This window comes from Chryseobacterium sp. T20, from assembly GCF_047345655.1.
GTDB lineage: Bacteria > Bacteroidota > Bacteroidia > Flavobacteriales > Weeksellaceae > Chryseobacterium.
Genome location: NZ_JBLFDU010000002.1, coordinates 223,672 through 245,501, shown reverse-complemented (window position 1 = coordinate 245,501; position 21,830 = coordinate 223,672). Strand labels below are relative to the sequence as shown.

At 32.8% G+C, this 21,830-nt stretch carries 17 protein-coding genes; all 17 read right to left on the bottom strand.

Annotation, left to right across the window (positions count from 1 at the left end):
* The 17 genes from ACMA47_RS06445 to ACMA47_RS06365 all read right to left on the bottom strand — a co-directional run bounded on the left by ACMA47_RS06445 (position 1) and on the right by ACMA47_RS06365 (position 21,750).
* Positions 1-1,128: a glycosyltransferase gene (locus tag ACMA47_RS06445; protein ID WP_413929135.1), complete on the bottom strand. Its 1,128-nt coding sequence runs from the start codon at positions 1,126-1,128 to the stop codon at positions 1-3.
* 22 nt (positions 1,129-1,150) lie between these two features.
* A complete protein-coding gene (locus tag ACMA47_RS06440; protein WP_413929134.1) occupies positions 1,151-2,983 on the bottom strand; it encodes a hypothetical protein in 1,833 nt (610 codons plus the stop codon).
* 191 nt (positions 2,984-3,174) lie between these two features.
* Entirely contained in the window at positions 3,175-4,293 is a 1,119-nt protein-coding gene (wecB, locus tag ACMA47_RS06435; protein WP_413929133.1) for a non-hydrolyzing UDP-N-acetylglucosamine 2-epimerase, read from the bottom strand.
* A 25-nt stretch (positions 4,294-4,318) separates the two neighbouring features.
* A complete protein-coding gene (locus ACMA47_RS06430) occupies positions 4,319-5,485 on the bottom strand; it encodes an EpsG family protein (RefSeq protein WP_413929132.1) in 1,167 nt (388 codons plus the stop codon).
* Positions 5,433-6,620: a glycosyltransferase gene (locus ACMA47_RS06425; RefSeq protein ID WP_413929131.1), complete on the bottom strand. Its 1,188-nt coding sequence runs from the start codon at positions 6,618-6,620 to the stop codon at positions 5,433-5,435. The genes ACMA47_RS06430 and ACMA47_RS06425 overlap by 53 nt, the downstream gene beginning before the upstream one ends.
* 6 nt (positions 6,621-6,626) lie before the next feature.
* Entirely contained in the window at positions 6,627-7,937 is a 1,311-nt protein-coding gene (locus ACMA47_RS06420; RefSeq protein ID WP_413929130.1) for an oligosaccharide flippase family protein, read from the bottom strand.
* Between the two features lie 171 nt (positions 7,938-8,108).
* On the bottom strand, positions 8,109-9,119 hold the full coding sequence (locus tag ACMA47_RS06415) for a Gfo/Idh/MocA family protein (RefSeq protein ID WP_413929129.1): 1,011 nt from the start codon (positions 9,117-9,119) through the stop codon (positions 8,109-8,111).
* A gap of 10 nt (positions 9,120-9,129) precedes the next feature.
* Entirely contained in the window at positions 9,130-9,702 is a 573-nt protein-coding gene (locus ACMA47_RS06410; protein ID WP_034699094.1) for an acyltransferase, read from the bottom strand.
* A 12-nt stretch (positions 9,703-9,714) separates the two neighbouring features.
* On the bottom strand, positions 9,715-10,839 hold the full coding sequence (locus ACMA47_RS06405) for a DegT/DnrJ/EryC1/StrS family aminotransferase (RefSeq protein ID WP_413929128.1): 1,125 nt from the start codon (positions 10,837-10,839) through the stop codon (positions 9,715-9,717).
* A 33-nt stretch (positions 10,840-10,872) separates the two neighbouring features.
* Positions 10,873-12,063, bottom strand: coding sequence for an L-2-hydroxyglutarate oxidase (gene lhgO / locus ACMA47_RS06400; protein ID WP_413929127.1), 1,191 nt, complete (start codon positions 12,061-12,063; stop codon positions 10,873-10,875).
* Positions 12,064-12,069: 6 nt separating this feature from the next.
* Positions 12,070-13,365, bottom strand: a complete 1,296-nt coding sequence (locus ACMA47_RS06395) for a nucleotide sugar dehydrogenase (protein ID WP_413929126.1) — start codon at positions 13,363-13,365, stop codon at positions 12,070-12,072.
* Positions 13,365-15,755, bottom strand: a complete 2,391-nt coding sequence (locus ACMA47_RS06390) for a GumC family protein (RefSeq protein ID WP_413929125.1) — start codon at positions 15,753-15,755, stop codon at positions 13,365-13,367. Before ACMA47_RS06390 ends, ACMA47_RS06395 begins: the two co-directional genes overlap by 1 nt.
* 7 nt (positions 15,756-15,762) lie before the next feature.
* Positions 15,763-16,587 (bottom strand): polysaccharide biosynthesis/export family protein, encoded by an 825-nt coding sequence (locus ACMA47_RS06385; RefSeq protein ID WP_413929124.1) that lies wholly within the window; start codon positions 16,585-16,587, stop codon positions 15,763-15,765.
* Between the two features lie 39 nt (positions 16,588-16,626).
* On the bottom strand, positions 16,627-18,555 hold the full coding sequence (locus tag ACMA47_RS06380) for a polysaccharide biosynthesis protein (protein WP_413929123.1): 1,929 nt from the start codon (positions 18,553-18,555) through the stop codon (positions 16,627-16,629).
* Between the two features lie 357 nt (positions 18,556-18,912).
* Entirely contained in the window at positions 18,913-19,371 is a 459-nt protein-coding gene (locus ACMA47_RS06375; RefSeq protein WP_062673988.1) for a regulatory protein RecX, read from the bottom strand.
* Positions 19,372-19,428: 57 nt separating this feature from the next.
* Complete coding sequence (gene glyA, locus ACMA47_RS06370) at positions 19,429-20,694, bottom strand: serine hydroxymethyltransferase (RefSeq protein ID WP_413929122.1); 1,266 nt, start codon at positions 20,692-20,694, stop codon at positions 19,429-19,431.
* 150 nt (positions 20,695-20,844) lie between these two features.
* A complete protein-coding gene (locus ACMA47_RS06365; protein WP_413929121.1) occupies positions 20,845-21,750 on the bottom strand; it encodes an NAD(P)/FAD-dependent oxidoreductase in 906 nt (301 codons plus the stop codon).
* Positions 21,751-21,830: the final 80 nt, after the last annotated feature.

Genomic DNA, 21,830 nt, shown 5'->3' with positions numbered 1-21,830 from the left:
TTAGTTTGATAAAACTTTTTGATAAAACGTTAATAATTTTTCAGACTGGCTTTCCCATGAAAAATTTTCATAAACTAGCTTTTGTCCCAGTTCGCCCATTTGTTTAGCTCTTTCTTTGTTAAGAATGAAATAATCGATAGCATCGGCTATTTCCTGAGGTTTTTGAGGGTTTACGAAAATACAACAATCACTCCCTTTCAATAAACTTCTCCAGTAAGGAAAGTCTGAGGCAATAAACGGAATTCCCGCGACCATGTATTCAAACATTTTTATTGGCAGACTCACTAAAAATGTTGGAATGGGATGCAAAGTAACCACACCTACTAACGAACGGTTATAAATATTATCTACTTCTTCAGAATTTATATATCCAAAATCATTAACAAGGTGATAGTCTTTATGTTCCTTTATCTCTTTTTCCAGAGCAGGAGAAGAGTACATTCCTGCCAGATTCAGTTTGACCTTTGATTTTGTAAGCTCCAATGAATTCATCAAATCTTTAATTCCTCTTGTACCATCAATGGATCCCACATAACAAACTTCATTCTTTTTTTCATCCCAGGAAATGCTCTCCTGTTTCTTATCAGATAAGATGGGATAGTTATTGATATTTTCAGTTTGTTTGGCAAATTTTTTAAAATAACTTTCAATATGAGGTGTTGCTCCAACCACTCCATCTATTTTTTTACAGATATAGCGTTCGAAATTCTCATATAATAGAGAAATTATATTTGAAAAAGGGGATTTTAAATAAGGTGAAACTAAAATTGTATTTACTGTATCTTCGTGAGAATCAAAGATAACCTTCTTATTTAGTTTTTTAAGTTTGTTTGCTACTAAAAGAAGTTCAGGATCATGAAGATGAAATACATCTGCATTAAGCTCCTTAGCTTTATTAAAAACTTTGGATGTAGTTTTTGTAATTCTTTTTAATCTGCCATCAGGTGCACCTATATCTATAATTTCCACATTGTCTATCACCTCATTACCTTTACCGTCAGCAACTACCAATGACACCCTGATATCATTGGATGCCAGACTTTTGCACATCTTATGAAATATTCTGGAATCATTCCTTGGATGAACACTTGTCAGATGGCATATGTGGAATCTATATTTTTTACTCATTAATTGGTCTTTGGACTTAAAATTATTGTTCAGTATACAATTTTGGAATTTTATTTACGATTTTAATTACTCTTTCAAAATCGAGTCCTAAAGTATCCAGATACCATCTGATATTCTGATAACGTGGAGTATTTTCTATTTCAACAAGTTCTAAAGCTCTTTCTCTTGTTATTTGTCCTTCTCTAATCTGATTACTTCTGAACGTATCATGCTCTGTAAAACCAGCTACAGTATAATATACATAATTATAAAAAGCTGCGGTACCATCACCAATTCTCCAGGTAGTGGTAGTATCAATTGCTTTTTCCCAATTATAATCATTTAAAAGAGTATTATCTACCTGCTCCTCATCCCATCTCCAATAATCAAAAATATGATAATAGTCCTGTTTTTCTGTAAAGCTGCGATAGTATTCACCGGACAAAGTATCCCAAAGTGAACTATTGAAATATCCAGGGCTCTCCATCATTGCTCTGAATCTTTTGGAGTGATATCTCAACTGTTTCATAGCACCATGACTGTATACTCTTTTTTCTTCAAAATCAGGTTCAATATCTAAAAATCCTGTTTTAAAGTGAGTTACTTCCAATGGATTTACTCCCCAAAGATTAAGATTGATCCCAGTTTGTTTTTTGATATCTTCCACATGTCTGAAGAAATGTTTATCTCCGGCAGTAAGCATTGCCATCATTCCTAAATGAGGTGACTTCAGCCATGCTTCAAGGTTCATTCTGATGTTTTTTCTTTTCAATGAAATATCTGCGGCAACAATAATATTTTCTACTCCAAGATCGGCACACATACGGCTGATATTTCGTCTACCGAGGTCCGTTACCATTCCCCAGTCATAGGTATAGGTAACAGGTTTCATCTCCAGTTCCTTTACAATAAGATGTAATCCATAGCAGCTATCCCGACCTCCTGAAAAAGGAACAATACAATCCAGCTCCTTACCTTTTCTTCTGTACGGCTCAACCAGCTTAAATAATTCTTCTTTCGGTTTTGGATTATTTCTTGGTTTGTAGTTTTTACAGTAGTTACATACGCCTTCTTCATCAAATTTTATGAAAGGCATTGTCTCTGGGAGAATACATTTAGTACACCTTTTGATGGTAAGCTTTTTATATTCAAGCAGCCCTTCTTCAATAGTATTAAATTTAAACTCAGGGATTAAGTTTTCTACTCTGCTTTTTTCATCCGTAACGGTAAGATTTTCTTTTGAGACTGGAATATCTAAAATCAAAGACTCTTCTTTTATCTGGGTGATATTTTCGCAACCTATGATTCTAAGTCCGTAGCTTTCTGATGCAAAATAAGTTTTGTCCTCGTTATAACCTACATATAAGCTACCATTATTAGAAAAAAGAAGAAGTTTTCCTTTTTCTGGCAGAGCAAGAGCACAGGCAATAACTCCCTGGCATAAAGAAAATATCTCTTTGGGAAGGTTTTCTAATTTGTTTTCGTCGTTATTAAGAAACTCTTCTGCAATAGCCACAATAGCTTCGGAATCAATTTTTAATTGTCTTCTTACCGATAGCTTACTCCAGACTTCTTCTTCGTTTACTATAATCCCATTATGTATTGCACATATATTTCCTCTGATTACTGGCTGATTATCCCCCAGTCCATTAGTAATCAATCTACTATGTCCTAAAACAATATTGTTATTATATGGTTTTACCTTATTCAGTAATTTTTCAATGCTGTAATCAGCTCTGTTTACTTTATATTGGTTATTTTGATAATAAATCAAACCACTAGAATCTACTCCTCTTTGTTCGGAATGCTTTACCAGAGTTTGAAACTTTTGTTTATTAATGCTGGTGTTCGATACGACACCAAAAATTCCACACATTTGTTTTATTTTTTAAATCATTTTATTTTTTTATTAATCAGCTTTTTCTACAAATTCTAACTAATATATTTTTTGCATATTTAAATAATATTTTTGATATCTGTAAGTCTAATTACAAAATATATCATTTCAAAAAAAATATATTTAAATAACATTTCTGATAAAGAATATCAACACCTTCGTTTTAAAGATTATTTTGGCTTGGCAGCAATAAAGTCAACTATTCTTTTACTAGCATTGCCATCGCCATAAGGGTTATGTATTTCACTCATTTTTTTATAAAGGTCCTGATCTTTGAGTAATTTATTACATTCTTTAATAATCTTATCTTTATTTGTTCCCACAAGAATTACGGTACCTTGTTTTACAGCTTCAGGTCTTTCCGTAGTCTCCCTCATTACTAAAACTGGTTTACCCAAACTGGGTGCTTCTTCCTGTACTCCACCACTATCCGTAATGATAATATAAGATTTTTTCATTAGCCATACAAAACTTGGGTAAGAGAGAGGATTTATAAGTACAATATTTGAAATCCCAGACAATATTTTATTAACAGGATCTTGTACATTTGGGTTAAGGTGAACCGGATAAACTATCTGCACATCATCATTTTGAAGGGCTATTTCTTTTATTGCATTACATATTCTGACAAACCCATCCCCATGATTTTCTCTACGGTGCCCTGTTATTAATATTAGCTTTTTGGTATTATCAATAACCTTTTTTAAATCATTTATTTCATCATTTTCAATTGCCTCTACCTTATCAGCACTGTAAAGTAAAGCATCAATTACGGTATTTCCTGTTACTAAAATTTTGTCTTTAGCAATATTTTCACTGAGTAGGTTCTTTTCTGATTCCGACGTAGGTGCAAAGTGATACTCTGCTAATCGGGAAGTAACCTGTCTGTTCATCTCTTCGGGAAAAGGTGTATATATATTGTGAGTTCTTAATCCTGCTTCTACATGACATACTTTTGCATTTGAATAAAAACCTGCAATACTGGCAGCAAGGGTTGTAGTGGTATCACCATGAACAAATACATAATCTGGCTGAAAATCCTCCATTACAGGCTTTAAACTTTCAATAATATTTGCCGTTAAGGAGTATAAGTTTTGATTCGGAACCATTAAATTCAGATCATATTCAGGCTGAATTGAAAAAAATTGTAGAACCTGATCCAACATTTCCCTATGTTGAGCTGTAATACAAACTCTAGTCTCAAATTCTGAGTTCTTAAATGCCTGATATAATGGAGCCATTTTAATCGCTTCAGGTCGCGTTCCGAAAATTATTAATATTTTTTTCACTTCAGATTTTTATTTGATTTATTATTTATTCACTTGGAATATATTCTGGAGGAGCTTCACCTGTTCTTTTAAAATATTCGTTCTTATTATATTGTATTCTATACTCATAAGGTAAATCTATTTTAAAGAGATGAATAAAATAGCTTGAATAAGGAATATAAACATAAGTTGAGTATATATTTTTAACATTTGCTAATATCATATATAATACGAAAAACAGCTTAATAAGAATATTTTTTGCAAACAAATCATCTAAACTTACGGCTAATGCGATATATAAAAAGACTGCAAAATATATAGGAACTCTAAAGAAAGTTGGAATTAATCCCACTGTAGCTACTAAAAAGAAATAGAGTATACTCATATTGAAAACGGTTACTCCAAATGAAGATGATGAGATAATCTTTTTTCTATTAAAAAGGATAAATAAAAAAAGGAAATGGGTAAAAAACCAACCAATGCTAAAATAACTATTATTTTGTTCCTCTATAAATCTTCTATAATAAGAACCTATAAGAAAATTAAGCCATGCAGGAAATGTATCAATTATATTGATTATATTTTTTGGAGTCCAAGCTATTGTAAGAATGAGATATATAAAAAATATTTTAAGATTTGATAGTTTTTGTATTCTGAAAAAATAAGCTATAATAACAATTATACTACTAATGTGGAACATAGAAGCTAGGAGCACTAGCGTTATAAAATAAGCCAACTTTCTCCTAATTAAAAAATCTAATGCCAGAACAACAATACCTAAGGCTATCATATACCTCAATGGGTTGTCTACAAATATAAAAAGAGCATTAGTGCATAGAAAGACAGAAAAAGAAAGTAAAAAACGATCCTTACTATATTTCTTTAAAAACCTGACTATTATAAAAAAAACTAAAATTTTCATAATGATCAGGAAAAAGAAAAAAGAAAATCCTAAGAACTTAAATAAAAGAACTAAAAGATAGAAAGCAGGTTCTTTATCTATTTTGCTAAAAGCATCAATATTGAAATCGTTATAGATTAATTCATAACTTACCCAGTCACTACCTGTCATATAGCCACCACAAAAAATAAAAACAGAGAAATAGATACAAAATTTCTCTATAATGTTTTTTACTTTATCATCTATTTTAAAACGTTTCCTATTGAAGCTGTAAAAAAAGCCAAACAAAATAGGAAATAGGTAATACATCATTTTTATAAAATTTATACAATTCAGGAATCATTTCTTTATGCTCATAATTATTCTTCATAATTTCAGCATTTTTTTTGAAATTAGAGTAATTACTGAAAAACATCTTCAAATCATTAATACCTGAAAAACATACGCCATTTTTAAATTTTCTTACAAATGTACTTAACGTAAAGTTATCTTCATTAACAATAATCGGTACACCATTATTCGCTGCTGAATAAAGACGGTTAGGGGCACAATACTTATTATTAAAATTAAAGGAATCATAAAATAAAACTGCTCCATCTACATAATTATAAAAATCACTTAATTCATTATAGTCAACAAATCCAAAATTTTTGATTTTATCCTTTTGCTCCTCTTTTAAATCTGATATAAACTTTTCATAATCATTTTGTGAAACACCAATAAAACATAATTTCCAATCAGAAGGAAGCGTTTCTATAACATCAAATAATTTTTTGGCTCCTCTTTCCTTACTAATTACACCTTGATGTAATAAAATCTTTTTATTCTCGTTTTTTACTAGATTTAATTCGTTTAGCAAATTATTGTTAATTTTTCTGGAAAACTGATTTTTGAATTCATAATTATCAACTATAATATGCTTTTTTATTCCATTCTTATTCAGTTTGAAAACAGCTTTTCTTCTATACTCATTTGTAATGATCAGTAATTCACTCCATCGGATTATAGATTTTTCAATAAAATAAAAAAACGGAGAAATATTTTTATTTTTATAATGATAAAATTCTTTATCGTCATAAACAACTTTAACCTTTCTAACAAAAAGTTTGTACAGCAATGGAGCAATTAAGGTAACTTCATGATGCAATTGAATTGATTGGGGTCTGTAATATAACAGCTTAAAAAAAGAACTTATACTATATTCTACCAATCGTAAAGCCCTAAATATTTTAAATTTATTAAATTTTTCAAAAAATGATTTAAAAAATATAATTCTTGTATTAGGTGGTAATTTGATTGTTTCATCTACATTTACATCATAATTATATACAATAATCTCATCATCATTATATGCAGATGATAATGTATTTATTAATGAAAAAACCCTCCCATCAAAATTTAGATTAGTCTTCAAAAAAACCAAATGTATTCTTTTTTTCTTTTTCATAATAAATTAAGATTTTTGACGAAGGTGATACCTAAAAAACAGAAGCTGAATAACAGAATGAATAGCATAAGAAAATAAATAAGCTTTTGCAAATCCCATTGCTCCTTCACTGGATAAGTTATAATAATAAGCAAATCCTAATAGTGCAAATGCCCAAATAAAATTCATCAAAAATCCTGACCACATTAATCCTTTACCTACTATTGCCTGACCAAAAACACTGTTTATAGAACTTAGAATAGCTGAGATTGACAAAATAATCAATACATTACTCCCTCCTATAAAACCTTTTCCATAAAAATTCATAAGAAATTCAGAGAGAAAAAATACTAATAAAGCTACGGTAATTGTTACTACTGCAACTATTGAAACATTCATTTTCAGAATTTTATGAAATGCAGAGCTTTTATTATTTTTTGAAAACATCGGTATTGCTATTTGAGAAAAGACTCCTGGCAAAAATAAAATTGCTGTTCTATACTGATTGGCAGCATCAAAAATTGCAAGTTCTTTATATCCATTTACCTGATGGACTATTAACATATTACAAACCCATAAGACAGGGGTAATCATTATTCCTGATAAAAATGCAGGTAGAGTAAATTTATATAGAATAGGAAGCTGATCAAGGCAGTTAAAATAATCAACCTTAATTCCAAATTCTTTTATTTTCTTTTTAACTTCAAAAAGCCCAACCAGGAAATTGAATAAATAAAATACAGCCAGTCCAATTAATGCAGCATATAAATTTGAATAAACTTTAAACAATATCAGCTGTAAAGGGAAGAAGAGAATCGCAGAAATAATACTGACTTTAGCTACTGATTTATAAGCTTCAAATCCAATTAAACTCCCATTATATAAACCATTCAAAGCACAGAGAAAAATTATTAAACTGCTAAGCCTTATTTCTCCATCCAAATGTGGGGCATTTAAATATTCTGCAGAGATGTATGGGGCAAAAAGACATATAAGTGCAACAACCAGCATTGCTGATAAGTAAGTGAAAACTATAGCAAGTGCTATAATTTTTCCTGCTTTTACTTTATCGTTATTTTTATATTGTGATATAAATTTAGTTGTTGTAAGCCCAATACCTAATCCTGCAAATAATGTAAATGTACTGATGGTTGATTTAAGCATAGCAAATTCTCCATATTGCTTAAGTCCTAAATATCTTGCCGTTATAAACATTGAACACAGCATTATTCCCTGACTAACCACAGAAGCTAAAGTCGCCCAAAAAATACCTTGTCCAATCTGCTTAGGAATATTAGAGAGTAAAAAGGTTTTTAAATTATTAAAAAATTTTATCATGTATAATTGGTTCTACTTAATATCCTATAATATTAAAAATTAATTATCTTAACATTTTCCAAACATGGTATTTTTTTGCTGGCAAAAGACATAATAACATTTAAATAGGGAGTGAAGGCTTCTAAAAACAAATATCAACAATATCAGATAACAACATCTAAATTATTAATATTATTTAGTTGCATATATCCTCTCAATAATATCCACCACTTTCAATCCTTCCAAAGCATTCGTAGTAATGGTATTTCTTCCTTTTAATACATCTACAACGTTTTCAATGATAAAATGGTGATTGGCTGCAGATCCTTTATAAGCACCATAATCATTTCCAGGGTTAGTTGGAGCCAATTCCGGCATTACATAGTCTTTTATATTACAAACTTCTACTTTGTCCATATATTGTCCTCCAATCTTCACAGATCCATTTTCTGCAATAATGGTCATAGAACTTTCAAGATTCTGATTCCAAACTGAGGTAGAATAATTCAATGAACCCATTCCTCCATCTACAAAATCAAAGCTAACGAATCCTGAATCTTCAAAATCCGTAAGAGTTGCATGATTAAAATCTGCAAATTTTGCCTGAATATTGGTAATATCACCAAACAGCCAGTACATGATATCGATAAAGTGAGAAAACTGTGTAAATAAGGTTCCTCCGTCAAGATCTTTTTTCCCGTGCCATGATTCTGTCTTGTAATATCTGTCATCACGGTTCCAGTAGCAATTAAGCTGAACCATATATATATTCCCTAGTTTTCCGCTTTCTACCATTTCTTTCACCCATGCAGAAGGAGGAGAATATCTGTTTTGCATAACAGCAAAAACTTGTTTATGCTTATGCAAAGCCTGAAAAATAAGTTTTTCAGCGTGCTGTTTTTTCAGAGCCATTGGCTTTTCTACTACAACGTGCTTACCTGCATCTATCACTTTATAAGATTGCTCAAAATGGAATCCGTTGGGAGAAGCAATGTTAATAACATCTACTTCAATCCCGGAAGCTAAAAACTCATCCAGTGATGCAAAAAAAGGAACGTCATAACTTTCAATTCCCAGCACAGATTTATCTTTAACATCAATCAGTCCTACTAATTCACATTCTTCATTTCTTGTGATCATTTCGGCGTGTCTTTTTCCGATATGTCCGCAGCCAACGACTGCAAATTTTATTTTTTCACTCATTTGTATGTTTTTAAATCTTTGAAACTTTATTATTTTCTAATTTGTATTTTTCTCCACTTTCTTCACAAACAGCTATATTTTCTGCATCAAATTCAAGTCTTTGCCCGAATTCACTCATCCATCCCATTTGTCTTGCAGGGTTTCCTACTACCAATGCATAATCCGGAACTTCTTTTGTAACCACGGCTCCTGCTCCAATAAAGGCATACTGACCGATATTATGTCCACAAACAATGGTTGCATTAGCGCCTATAGATGCACCTTTTCCTACATGGGTCTTTAGATATTCATTTTTTCTGTTTACTGCACTTCTCGGATTTATCACATTGGTAAAAACCATAGAAGGGCCTAAAAAAACATCATCATCACATGTTACTCCTTCATAGATGGATACATTATTCTGAACTTTCACATTCTGTCCTAAAACTACTTTAGGTGAGATGACAACATTCTGACCTATATTACATTTTTCACCTAAAATGCAACCTGTCATAAGGTGTGAAAAATGCCAAATTTTGGTTCCTTCACCTATTTGACATCCTTCGTCAATAACGGCTGTTTCGTGCGCAAAAAAATCCGACATATATGCTTTATATTAATTAAAATAGTTCTTAATTTCTGTAATAATAACATCCAGTACTTCCTGATCAAATTCTGTATGTATAGGAAGGGAAATAACTTCTTTGCAAAGCTGCTCTGTGACCGGAAGACTAAAACCTTCTTCTACATATTGAAGAAAAGCTTCTTGTTTGTAAAGAGGCAAAGGATAATATACCATACTTGGAATATTCTTTTCTGCCAAATATTTTTGTAATTCGTCTCTTTTTCCATTTTTTACTCTAAGGGTATACTGATGGAATACATGGGTAGAATTTACAGCTCTCTTAGGAGTTTGAATTTCAGCTATCCCTGCAAGGTTTGTATCATAATAATCTGCCATTCTATTTCGGGAAGCTGAATACTCATCCAAATGCTTAAGCTTAACTTTTAACACGGCTGCCTGAATGGTATCCAATCTTGAATTACAACCTAAAACTTTATGATAATATTTCTTTTCCTGACCGTGGTTGGCAATCATTCTGATTTTAAAAGCTAATTCATCGTCATTTGTCATCAATGCACCACCATCACCATAGCATCCAAGATTTTTTGAAGGGAAAAATGAAGTACATCCGATATGTCCGATCGTTCCTGTCTTTTTCAGAGTTCCATCAGAGAAGGTGTAATCTGAACCTATTGCCTGAGCATTATCTTCTATAACAAAGAGGTTGTATTTTTCTGCAAATTCAAGAATTTTTTCCATTTCAGCACTTTGTCCGTATAAATGAACGGGAACAATGGCTTTGGTTTTGGGTGTCAGATATTTTTCAAGACCATTTAACTCTATATCGAAAGTATCTTTATCTACATCTACCATTACCGGTTTTAATCCTAAAAGACCAATAACTTCAGCAGTAGCTACATATGTGAAAGCAGGGCAGATTATTTCGTCACCAGGCTTAAGATCAAGTGCCATCATGGCAATTTGAAGAGCATCTGTTCCGTTAGCACATGGAATAACATGTTTTACTCCAAGATATTTTTCAAAATCCTGTTGAAATTCTTTTACTGCAGGACCATTAATAAATGCGGTACTATCGATACATTCCTGAATACTGATATCTACGTCTTCTTTTATTTTCAGGTATTGACCTTTAAGGTCAACCATTTGAATTTTCATATTCTTAGTTTTTTGAGTGCACAGAGTGCATTTCTAATTCATGATCAGCTCACTTATTTTATTTCCTATAGAAAGGCAGGACGTCGCAGCTGGAGAAGGGGCATTTCTAACGTGAATAATGTTTCCGTTTTTCACGATATCAAAATCATCAATCAATCCTCCATTTCTGTCGCAAGCTTGAGCTCTTACTCCTGAGCCTCCTGTAACAAGGTCATTTTCCTGTATTTCCGGTAAAAGCTTTTGAAGGGCTTTTGTAAATGCAGATTTGGAAAGTGAACGGTGCATTTCTCCCATTCCGGTTTTTCCATATTTTGCTACAATTTTTCTAAACCCTGGCCATAGCATGGTTTGCATGGTTTCGTTAAAATTAAAATCAAAAAAGTTATATCCTTCTTTTTTGAAAGCCAAAACAGCATTAGGGCCAGCTTCTATATTACCATCAATCATTCTGGTAAAGTGAACTCCAAGAAACGGAAAGCTAGGATCAGGTACCGGATAAATAAGATGTTTTACCAGATATTTTTTTTCATCCTTAATTTTATAATATTCTCCTCTAAAAGGAATAATGACCACATCGTTTTTTTCGTTGGTCATTCTGGTTATCTTATCGGAATACAATCCTGCGCAGGAAATTAACTTTTTGGTTTTAAATTCGGAAATATTGGTATTGACAATAATTTCAGATCCTTTATCAATGATGTTTTTTACTTCATGATTAAATCTTACTTCTCCTCCTAATGCTTCAAAAAGTTCTTTTATTTTTTTTGCAATTCCCGGATAGTCTATAATTCCGGTTTGTGGCACTTTAATTGCTCTTACTCCTTCACAATGCGGTTCGATTTCACGGAACTCTTCTCTTGAAAGGTATTTTAAGTCTTGTAGTCCGTTTTCTACTCCTCTTTTATAGATATTATCTAGAAGGGGTAATTCTTCCTGCGAAGTAGCTACAATAATCTTTCCGCAAAGGTCATATCGTATACCGTGTTTCTCAGCAAAGTTAATGACCGAGTTATAGCCTTCAATACAATTTTTAGCTTTAAGGCTTCCCGGTTTATAATAAATCCCGCTATGGATTACTCCACTGTTATGTCCTGACTGGTGCAATGCCACGTCATTTTCTTTTTCTAAAATAAGAATCTTAGAATCAGGATTTTTAAGTTGAGTCTGGTAGGCTGTAGCCAAACCTACCAAACCTGCACCAATGATTATGATATCATAGTTCATGATCTGTTATAATCTTGCATCTACCAGATTTCTGTCTAAACATGCTTTGGTATCGAAAACCACAGCATTTTCTTTTTTAAGTTGATCCAGGTCCATTTCCAGGAACTCATTGTGGGATACTGCAATTACTAAAGAATCATACTTTTTCCCTTCCTCAAGAGCGTCCAGAATATCAATTCCATATTCGTGCTTTACTTCTTCTTTGCTTGCCCATGGATCATAAATATCAACGTTTACTCCGTAATCTGCAAGTTCTCTGTAAATATCTACAACTTTAGTATTTCTGACATCCGGACAGTTTTCTTTGAATGTAACTCCTAAAATCAAGGCATTTGAGTTTTTAATCACTCCCCCTTTGGCAATAAGAAGTTTCACTACTTTAGCAGCAACAAACTTTGCAATAGAGTCGTTTACTCTTCTACCAGATAAGATAACATCAGGATGATATCCCAGCTGTTCTGCTTTGTGTGCAAGGTAATAAGGATCTACTGAAATACAGTGTCCTCCTACCAATCCAGGTTTATATTTTAGGAAGTTATATTTTGTTCCTGCCGCTTCTAATACGTCATTGGTATCGATACCTACTCTATCGAAAATTAAAGCCAATTCGTTAACAAAAGAGATATTAACGTCTCTTTGTGCATTTTCAATCGCTTTTGAAGCTTCTGCCACTTTAATGCTAGGCGCTTTATGAGTACCTGCAGTAATAATTTTCTTATACAGATGATCTACTTCCTCAGCAATCTTGTCAGTAGAACCTGAGGTTACTTTTTTAACACTTGTAAGGGTATTTACTTTATCACCCGGATTAATTCTTTCCGGAGAGTACCCCACAAAAAAGTCTTCGTTAAAAGTAAGCCCTGAATATTTTTCAAGAACTGGTACGCACTCCTCTTCTGTACATCCAGGAAAAACTGTAGATTCATAAATAACAATATCTCCTTTTTTGATAATTTCTCCTAACATTTTTGAAGCAGAAATTAAAGGATTCAAATCCGGAGCATTATATTTATCAATAGGGGTAGGAACTGTTACAATGAATACATTAGCTTCAGAAATATCAGATAACAGACTTGTTGCTTTATAACCTAAAGAACCATTGGATTCGTTATATTTTTTCAGTCCGTTATTTAATTTATCAACATCAGCTTCAAGCGTTATGTCCTTTCCGTTATTAAGCTGATCTACGCGTTGTGTATTGATATCAAATCCAAAAACAGGATAGTGATCTGCAAATTCAAGAGAGAGAGGAAGACCTACATAACCCTGGCCTATAACCGCTATTTTATATGTTGTTATCATTAACTAAGTTTATTTTTTATTTTTTGAAACCAAGATTGTTCTGTATGCTGATTATAACCATAACCATATTTGTTACTGTACCCTAAATTTTCCCTGTTTACATCATTAAGTACAAATCCTACATTTCTAATTTTTTTCTGATCAATATTACTATTCGCAAATTGTAATAATGATTTTTCTGTGTATTTAGATCTGGATACATAAATCGTAATGTCAGAAAGTTCAGCAATAAGGAAAGTATCTGTAACAAGAAGCAACGGAGCGGTATCCAGGATAATATATTCATATTTATCTTTAAGCTCACTTAAAAGGAACTCATAACGACCGTTGGATAATAATTCTGTTGGGTTTGGAGGAATCATTCCTGAATAAATTACATCCAGATAAGGATTAAAAGATGATACATGAATAATATCTGCAAGTTTAGTGTCGTCATTGTAAAGATACTCCGTAAGCCCGGCAAGTCCTTTTCTTGCAGGATTATACCTTTGAAGCTGGGGGTTTCTGATATCAGAACCTATGATAATTGCTTTTTTCTTAGGATTTGCCAATGTTAAAGCTAAGTTTACGGATGTAAATGTTTTCCCTTCTCCTTTTACTGTAGAAGTTACAAATACGACCTTTCCTTTTTTCTCTTTTGAAAGCATGAAATTCATATTGGTAATAAGAATTCTGAATGCTTCCGCCATAGGCGTAATATCATTCATTTTAACAATCTCAGAATCTCCTTTTTCAAGACTTGGCAATTCTGCAATAATAGGGGCATGCACTAACTTTTCTAAATCATGTTTTGTAACAACCTTATTATTAAACAACTGGGTAAAATAAATAAAAGCGAAAGGAATTAATAATCCAAAAACAAAAGAAGCTCCTAAAATCATCTCTCTCTTAGGCGAAACTGGTCCACCAGAGGAGTAAGCTGAATCTACAATTTTTGCTTTAGGAGCACTAATTGATTGGGCAATAGCAGTTTCTTCTCTTTTCTGAAGCAATAACAAATACAGATTTTCTTTAATTTGTTGCTGTCTTTCGATACTTCTGAACATTTTCTCAATGGAAGGCAGCTTTGATATCTTTCCGGAAACTACATTTTGTTCTCCTAAATATTCATTTCTTGCCAACTCAAGTCCTGTTTTGTTTTTCTGGAGGCTCTGCATAATAGAGCTACGCATAGCGTTAATTTGTTTCGTAATATCTACAACCGTCGGGTTTTCTGATGTAGCTGACTCTAAGAACCTGTTTCTTTGCAGTACTAATTGATTATAGGAAGAAATTCCATTGGTAGCATCTGCATTACTCAACCCAACATTAGCTGGAAGAACCTGATATTGACCTTGATTTGAAACATAATTAATCAATGAGTTTGTAAGTTCCAATTGGGCATCTATTTCCAATTGCTTAGCTCTTGCAGCAGCAGAGCTTTCTAGACCTATCTTAGCTTCAGTTTCTATATCAATGATATTATTCTTTGATTTAAAACTTTCTTTTTGATCTTCAACTTGTCCAAGCTCTCCAGATAATTTTTTGATTCGGTCTTCGATAAAATCTAGTGTCTTTTTTGACTCTGAATTCTTATCAGACATTGCATCATTATTATAGGCTACAACTAAATTATTTAGAATATCTTGTGCTTTTAATATTTGTGGATAATTGAGTCCTAATCTGAGTACAGTTGCTTCTTTATTAACTAAATCTACACTTAACCCTCCTTGTAAACTATTTACTTTGGCATCTACTGTAGAAATCTGCAGCTCTAAATTTTTCATATCAACTGCAAGATTACCCGGAGCAAATTCTTTATTCTTTGTAATGATTATATTAGCAAAGGGTAAACTTATAGTTTTCCCATATGTTGTAACAATTTCTTTTGAAAGACTTTTTGAAGTAAGTGTAAGTTTATCTTTATCTATTGTAAGATTTACCGGACTTGCAGGTTTATCAATGTGTTTTTCGTCAATAACCTTAACGTCTATAGGACTCGTTTCTTTATATAATTCTACTTTAGTAACCCTACCTTTCCCAATAACATTTACCTGCAAATTTTGGTTGATAACAACCTCACGCATCATTTTTTTAGACTTCAGAATTTCTATTTCATTGGCAATACTATTTGTTTTCAGACCTCCTAAACCTGATAAATCTGGCAATACTCCCAAATCACTTCCCATGATGGGTGAAGAATTTCGAGCATCTTTGATCAAAACTGTAGTTTGAACATTATATATCGGTACCATAAACTTAAGCGATATATAACCTATTACCAAAGCAATAAATGCACTTATAATAAACCAAGGCCATTTTCTCAGATATGGCTTGACAATTTCACTAATATTAATACTATTTGAGTTGTTTTCTACTTCTGAAAATTCTGAAGATTGCTGGTTATCCATCAATTTTTTATTTCTTATTAAATAAACTTACTACTACGGCAACTGCTGTAACCGCAATAGAAATGGCGGTCAGATAAAGTCCAGTGTTGGGGTTTTGTTTTGCCATCACATCTTTTGTATTGTTTGAAGAAACAATAATAGCATCCCCTTGTTTCAGATTATAATATGGAGAGTTAATTAAATTAGCATCATGAAGGTTAATACGACCGTGAGAAACAACACCATTTTCTGTTCTGACCACCAATATATCCTCTCTTTTTCCATATTGAGTCAAATCACCGGCCATCCCTAGTGCGTTTAAAATAGTTGCTTGCCCATTCGCTATGGTATAGTCTCCCTGCCTGTTTACTTCTCCTAATATTGTAACTTTAAAATTTGTAAGTCTCATATTAACTGTGGGATTAATGACATATTTCATCATTTTTTCCCTTAGTTCGTCTTTGAAAGCAGTTAAATTTTTATCTGATGTATTGAGTTTCCCCAATATGGGAAAGTCAATATCTCCATTTGCATCCACAATATATGTTGGACCTGACAGTATTGTTGCTCCCTGATTAGGAGTATTTCCTCCGGCTATAGCATTAGTCTGGATAAGTTCTGATGAAGAATAATTCTGATTAAATGGCCTTACAACATCCATATCTTTTGCAGTGATCAGAATAATAAGCTGATCCCCAACCTGGATTGTATTTGCTGAATTTTTAGCAGAGGCATTGATTGCAACCTGTTCTATATTCTGCATATAATTTAAATCATTCTTAGCATTGGGATTAACTTTACAGGAAATCACTAATGAAGATGCCAAAACTACTGCTAATATTTTTCCTTTCATTATTTTGTTAAATTATGCAAATATACATTTATATTTTGTCTATTTATCAAGAGCCTCGTAGATTGAATTATTGCTTCGGAATTCCGGCACTATAGTTTTAAGAATCCTTACTACTTCCACTTTATCTCTTCTAAGAGAAGCTTTTGTAATTTCTTTAGTAAGCGTATCTATTTCTGCAAATCCCATAGAAGGATCTTTGGAGATCATGATTTTATCATTATGAGTAGGAAGTGTTTTTGCGTCATCACTCAAGAGCTCTTCATATAACTTCTCCCCAGGTCTCAATCCTGTATAAATAATCTTAATATCAATATTAGGTTCGAATCCTGATAATTTTATCATTCTTTTGGCAAGATCAATAATTTTAACAGGTTCTCCCATATCAAAAACAAAAATTTCACCTCCTTCACCCATTGTTCCTGCCTGAAGAACCAGTTCACAAGCTTCAGGAATAGTCATGAAATATCTTACAATTTCCGGATGGGTAATGGTTACCGGTCCTCCAGCTTCAATCTGCTTTTTAAAATGAGGGATTACAGAACCGTTAGATCCTAATACATTTCCAAATCTTGTCGTAATAAACTTGGTAACGTTACCTTCTACATTCTGAAGTGACTGCACAAAAAGCTCAGCAGCACGCTTTGAAGCACCCATTACGTTGGTTGGATTTACAGCTTTATCTGTAGACACCATTACGAACCGGTTTACTTTATACTTGCTGGATAGCTTTGCAACTATCTTTGAACCTAATATATTAACAAAGATAGCTTCGTGAGGATTTTCTTCTACCAAAGGTACATGCTTATAAGCAGCTGCATGATATACCATTGAGAAATTGTACGTTTGGAACAGAGATTCCATTCTGTGATGATTGGAAACATCTCCTAAAACAAATTTGAAAGGGATATGAGGAAATTTATCTCTCATTTCAAGTTCAATTTCATAAAGCGGTGTTTCTGCCTGATCTAAAACGACAATCAATGAAGGATTAAAAAGAGCAACCTGTCTTACAATTTCACTTCCTATGGATCCTGCTCCACCGGTTACTAATACTGTTTTATCAAAATGTCTGCTTTTAACTTTTTCGTTCTGAATTTTGATAGGTTTTCTATTTAACAAATCTTCAATTTGAAGATTTCTGATAGATCCACCCAGATCGCTGTCTCTAAGTTTTTGTACTGATGGTGCTTTAAAGACATTAAGATCTTTCTCTAAAAATAAATTCACCCATGAATTCATCTCCTCTCTGGCCATCATTTCTTTAACAATAAGGACGCCATCAATAATAAGATCTTCTTTGGTGTTTTCTTCTATTTTTTGTTTTTCATAAATTGGCTTTCCTAGCAGAGATGCCCTTTTAGAATCTGTTCTTTGTGTCAAGAAACCTACTACCTGATAAGGTAAACTCGGGTTGTCAAGAATAGCACGTGCAATGGCAATAGATTGTTCATCAATTCCCAATACTAAAATTCTTTTTTTCAGTGCGCTTCTTCTGTATTCCCTTACAATATGGAAAAATTCCTTCACATAAAGTCTGAAAAGAAATAATCCCATAAATGAAATTACAAAATAAAGCATCAGATAAGGAGTAAGAATGAATTTACTTCCTGTAATCCAGAAATAGCAGATATTTACAGTTCCGATAGCCAGCATTGTGCAAAAGCAGGAGATCAGAAGTTTAAATAAATCTATAAAAGTGGAATGGCGGATTATACCGGCATAGGTCTTGAAGACATACATAAAAGCAGCATTTACCAGAATAATAAAAGCGAAAATTAGGCTTTTATCATCATGATATATGAATTCCTGCTTTGTAATTTTTGCGATAATGTAAGTAGAAAGAAATAAAGATATTACCAGAATAATAATGTCTATTACAAGAATTATCCATCTAGGAAGATATCTTACGTCTGAGAGATTGACAACATTATCCCCTCCAAATATTGTTTTTCTAAGAGAATTGTACATTGTCTATATTGGTGTTCATATTTAATTAAGGTATAATATCTAATTATCCAATCAAAGATAGTTTTGATACAATCATGCAAAAGTAAAATAAATTTATTTCAATATGCTGAAATCAAAAATAAATTTGATGTTACATTTATAAAATCTAACAATTTCATTGCGGTACAGCTAAACCCACAGACAAAAATCATACCATAGAAACTGTTTATAAAGGCGATATTTATCTATGTAAATTTTTTATTTCAGCTGTTTTTTCTTTAAAAGAATTATTAAATCTTTATATATCAATCTTTTTCAATGAACTGATTGTTTTTTTTCCTAAAAGTCATACGTCAAGTTTTTTTTATTTATTAATATTTAGCCAAAAATATCAATTATTTTCTCATACTCAAAACCTTTACTCATCAAATATTTTATAGTTTTGGTTTTTTTTTGATATTCTTTCAAGCCAGTTTGTTTGGTGTAATAATCATCAAAAATTTTTCTGATGGTTTTCTCATAATCTGAGTCATCAATCTCATCAAAACAAGAGCTGATCAACCTCTCTGAAATCTGTTTTTGTTTCAGATTGATCTTAATTTTGGTCTTTCCCCAGTGTTTGATGTAAAATTTCCCTCGGATATAGCTCCGGGTAAACCTTTCTTCGTTCAGAAAATTTTCTTTCAGCAGAAATAAAATAATCTCTTCTTTTGCTTCATCAATAAGCAGAAACTCTCTCATCTTCTGTTCCACTTCCGCATGGCAACGGTCCTGGTAAACACAATAGTTAACAAGCTTCTGTTTAATTTCGTCGAAGGTATAAGATTTCTTTTCCATTGTAATAAAAAAAGAATGAGCAGTTTGCCCATTCTTTATATGATATTGGAATGTCTGTTAGTAATTGAACAGAGCTTTACCTTCCATTAATTCGTTAACTTTCTTTCTTACAGATCCAAGAACTTCTTCATTCTTGATATTGTCTACCACTTCAGAAATTAATCCCGCAATAGTATCCATATCATTTTCCTTAAGTCCTCTGGTTGTAATAGCACCAGTTCCTAATCTGATACCAGATGTTGTAAATGGTGATTTATCATCAAAAGGAACCATGTTTTTATTACAAGTAATATCAGCAAGTACTAATGCTTTTTCAGTTTCTTTACCGTTTACGCCTTTATTTCTAAGGTCTACTAACATCAGGTGATTATCTGTACCACCGCTTACGATATCAAAACCTCTGTCGATCATTGCTTTTGATAACGCCTGAGCGTTAGATTTAACCTGTTTTGCATAAGTTTCGAACTGTACGTCCAATGCTTCACCGAAAGCTACCGCTTTACCAGCAATTACGTGCTCAAGAGGTCCTCCCTGAATACCTGGGAATACAGCTCCGTCAAGTACCTGGCTCATCATTTTGATGTCTCCTTTTGGAGTTTTGTGACCATAAGTATTTTCAAAGTCTTTACCCATCATGATCATCCCTCCTCTTGGCCCTCTAAGGGTTTTGTGAGTAGTAGTCGTTACTACATGACAGTGTTCGAATGGAGAATTTAACAATCCTTTTGCCACTAAACCAGCCGGGTGAGCAATATCTGCCCAAAGCGTTGCTCCAACTTCGTCTGCTACTTCTCTGAATTTAGCATAGTCTAAATCTCTTGAATACGCTGAGAAACCTGCGATAAGCATTTTTGGTTTTTCTCTCAACGCAACTTCTCTCATTTGGTCATAGTCGATAAGACCTGTTTCCTGCTGAACTCCATAAGAAACTACGTTATATTGAATCCCTGAGAAATTCACTGCAGAACCGTGAGTAAGGTGTCCTCCCATTGAAAGGTCCATCCCCATGATTTTGTCACCTGGTTTCAAAACTGCAAGATAAATGGCTGCATTCGCCTGAGAACCGGAATGCGGCTGAACATTCACGTAGTCTACTCCGAAAAGTTCTTTAGCTCTGTTGATTGCTAAAGTTTCAACCTCATCTACTACTTCACATCCTCCGTAATATCTTTTTCCGGGATATCCTTCAGCATATTTATTTGTCAGTACACTTCCCATTGCTTTCATCACGTTTTCAGAAACAAAGTTTTCTGACGCAATAAGCTCTAATCCATGAGTTTGTCTTTGTCTTTCCTTTTCAATCAGGTCGAAAATAATATCCATTTTACTTTTAGTTTTTGAAATTTTCACCCCAAATGTACGGAATTTTCGTCGAGATTTCTCTATTGAAAAAATGATTTTTAAACACTAAAAAATGAAAAGATGTATCCATAAATACTACATTATGGTTCTTTTAAATGCATCAAAAAGCCTTTAAAATTCCTCATCAGAAAGTTCTTTATTCACCATAGCACCGGCAAAATTTCCCTGTGCAATTGCATTGGCTACGGAACGCATCATGGTTACATTATCTCCACAGGCAAAAACTCCGGGAACGGTTGTTTTCTGCATCATATCTACTTTAATAAATCCCTGTTCTGTCAGTTCACATCCCAGATCATCAGATACATTTATATTTTGTTCAAAAGGAATTTTAGCATACAAAGCCTGTAAAGGAATTTCTTTTCCGTTTTTGAAAACTATTTTTTGAATAGAGCCATTGTGATGTTTTATTTCTTTTATCTCATCTTCGTTAAGAATGATTTTATTCTGCTTCAGTTTTTCAAGTTGTTCGTCATTAAGAACAGCCTTCCCATTGGTAAATAAGGTTAGGTTTTTAGTCAAATTAAAAATCAGTTTTGAAAATTCGTAGGCCATATCACCATTAGAAAGAACACCTGTTATTTTGTTTTTTACTTCATAGCCATGACAATAGGGGCAATGTAAAACAGAAATTCCCCAACATTCTGCAAATCCCGGAATGTCCGGCATCAGATCCTTCACTCCTGAAGCAAAGATCAGCTTCTTAGTACGAAATTCTTCTCCGGATGAAGTTTCAATCACAAAACCTTCGGTTGTTTTTGCTGTTTTTACGACTGTTCCATTATAAAACTGTACAGTGTCATACTTTTCTACATCTTCTTTTGCCAGCTTTGCAATTTCCGCAGGTGTTTTTCCGTCATGAGTAACAAAATTATGGGAATGCGGAGTCTGTCTGTTACAAGGCTTTCCGTTGTCAATCATCAGAACATTTCTTAAAGATCTTCCTAAAGACATTCCTGCTGATAATCCAGAATAGCTTCCTCCTATTATAATAACATCAAAGTTTTTGTTTTCCATAGCTCAGTTGATAGTTGATAGTTGATAGTTGATAGTTGATAGTTGATAGTTGATAGTTGATAGTGCAAAGATAGCCTAAA

Bases quoted from the DNA above. Each gene is read 5' to 3' on its own strand.
- ACMA47_RS06390 (WP_413929125.1), bottom strand. From the start codon at position 15,755: ATGGATAACCAGCAATCTTCAGAATTTTCAGAAGTAGAAAACAACTCA.
- glyA (WP_413929122.1), bottom strand. From the start codon at position 20,694: ATGGATATTATTTTCGACCTGATTGAAAAGGAAAGACAAAGACAAACT.
- ACMA47_RS06445 (WP_413929135.1), bottom strand. From the start codon at position 1,128: ATGAGTAAAAAATATAGATTCCACATATGCCATCTGACAAGTGTTCAT.
- ACMA47_RS06430 (WP_413929132.1), bottom strand. From the start codon at position 5,485: ATGATGTATTACCTATTTCCTATTTTGTTTGGCTTTTTTTACAGCTTC.
- ACMA47_RS06375 (WP_062673988.1), bottom strand. From the start codon at position 19,371: ATGGAAAAGAAATCTTATACCTTCGACGAAATTAAACAGAAGCTTGTT.
- ACMA47_RS06415 (WP_413929129.1), bottom strand. From the start codon at position 9,119: ATGAGTGAAAAAATAAAATTTGCAGTCGTTGGCTGCGGACATATCGGA.
- ACMA47_RS06425 (WP_413929131.1), bottom strand. From the start codon at position 6,620: ATGAAAAAGAAAAAAAGAATACATTTGGTTTTTTTGAAGACTAATCTA.
- ACMA47_RS06365 (WP_413929121.1), bottom strand. From the start codon at position 21,750: ATGGAAAACAAAAACTTTGATGTTATTATAATAGGAGGAAGCTATTCT.
- lhgO (WP_413929127.1), bottom strand. From the start codon at position 12,063: ATGAACTATGATATCATAATCATTGGTGCAGGTTTGGTAGGTTTGGCT.
- ACMA47_RS06410 (WP_034699094.1), bottom strand. From the start codon at position 9,702: ATGTCGGATTTTTTTGCGCACGAAACAGCCGTTATTGACGAAGGATGT.
- ACMA47_RS06440 (WP_413929134.1), bottom strand. From the start codon at position 2,983: ATGTGTGGAATTTTTGGTGTCGTATCGAACACCAGCATTAATAAACAA.
- ACMA47_RS06380 (WP_413929123.1), bottom strand. From the start codon at position 18,555: ATGTACAATTCTCTTAGAAAAACAATATTTGGAGGGGATAATGTTGTC.
- ACMA47_RS06405 (WP_413929128.1), bottom strand. From the start codon at position 10,839: ATGAAAATTCAAATGGTTGACCTTAAAGGTCAATACCTGAAAATAAAA.
- ACMA47_RS06395 (WP_413929126.1), bottom strand. From the start codon at position 13,365: ATGATAACAACATATAAAATAGCGGTTATAGGCCAGGGTTATGTAGGT.
- ACMA47_RS06420 (WP_413929130.1), bottom strand. From the start codon at position 7,937: ATGATAAAATTTTTTAATAATTTAAAAACCTTTTTACTCTCTAATATT.
- ACMA47_RS06385 (WP_413929124.1), bottom strand. From the start codon at position 16,587: ATGAAAGGAAAAATATTAGCAGTAGTTTTGGCATCTTCATTAGTGATT.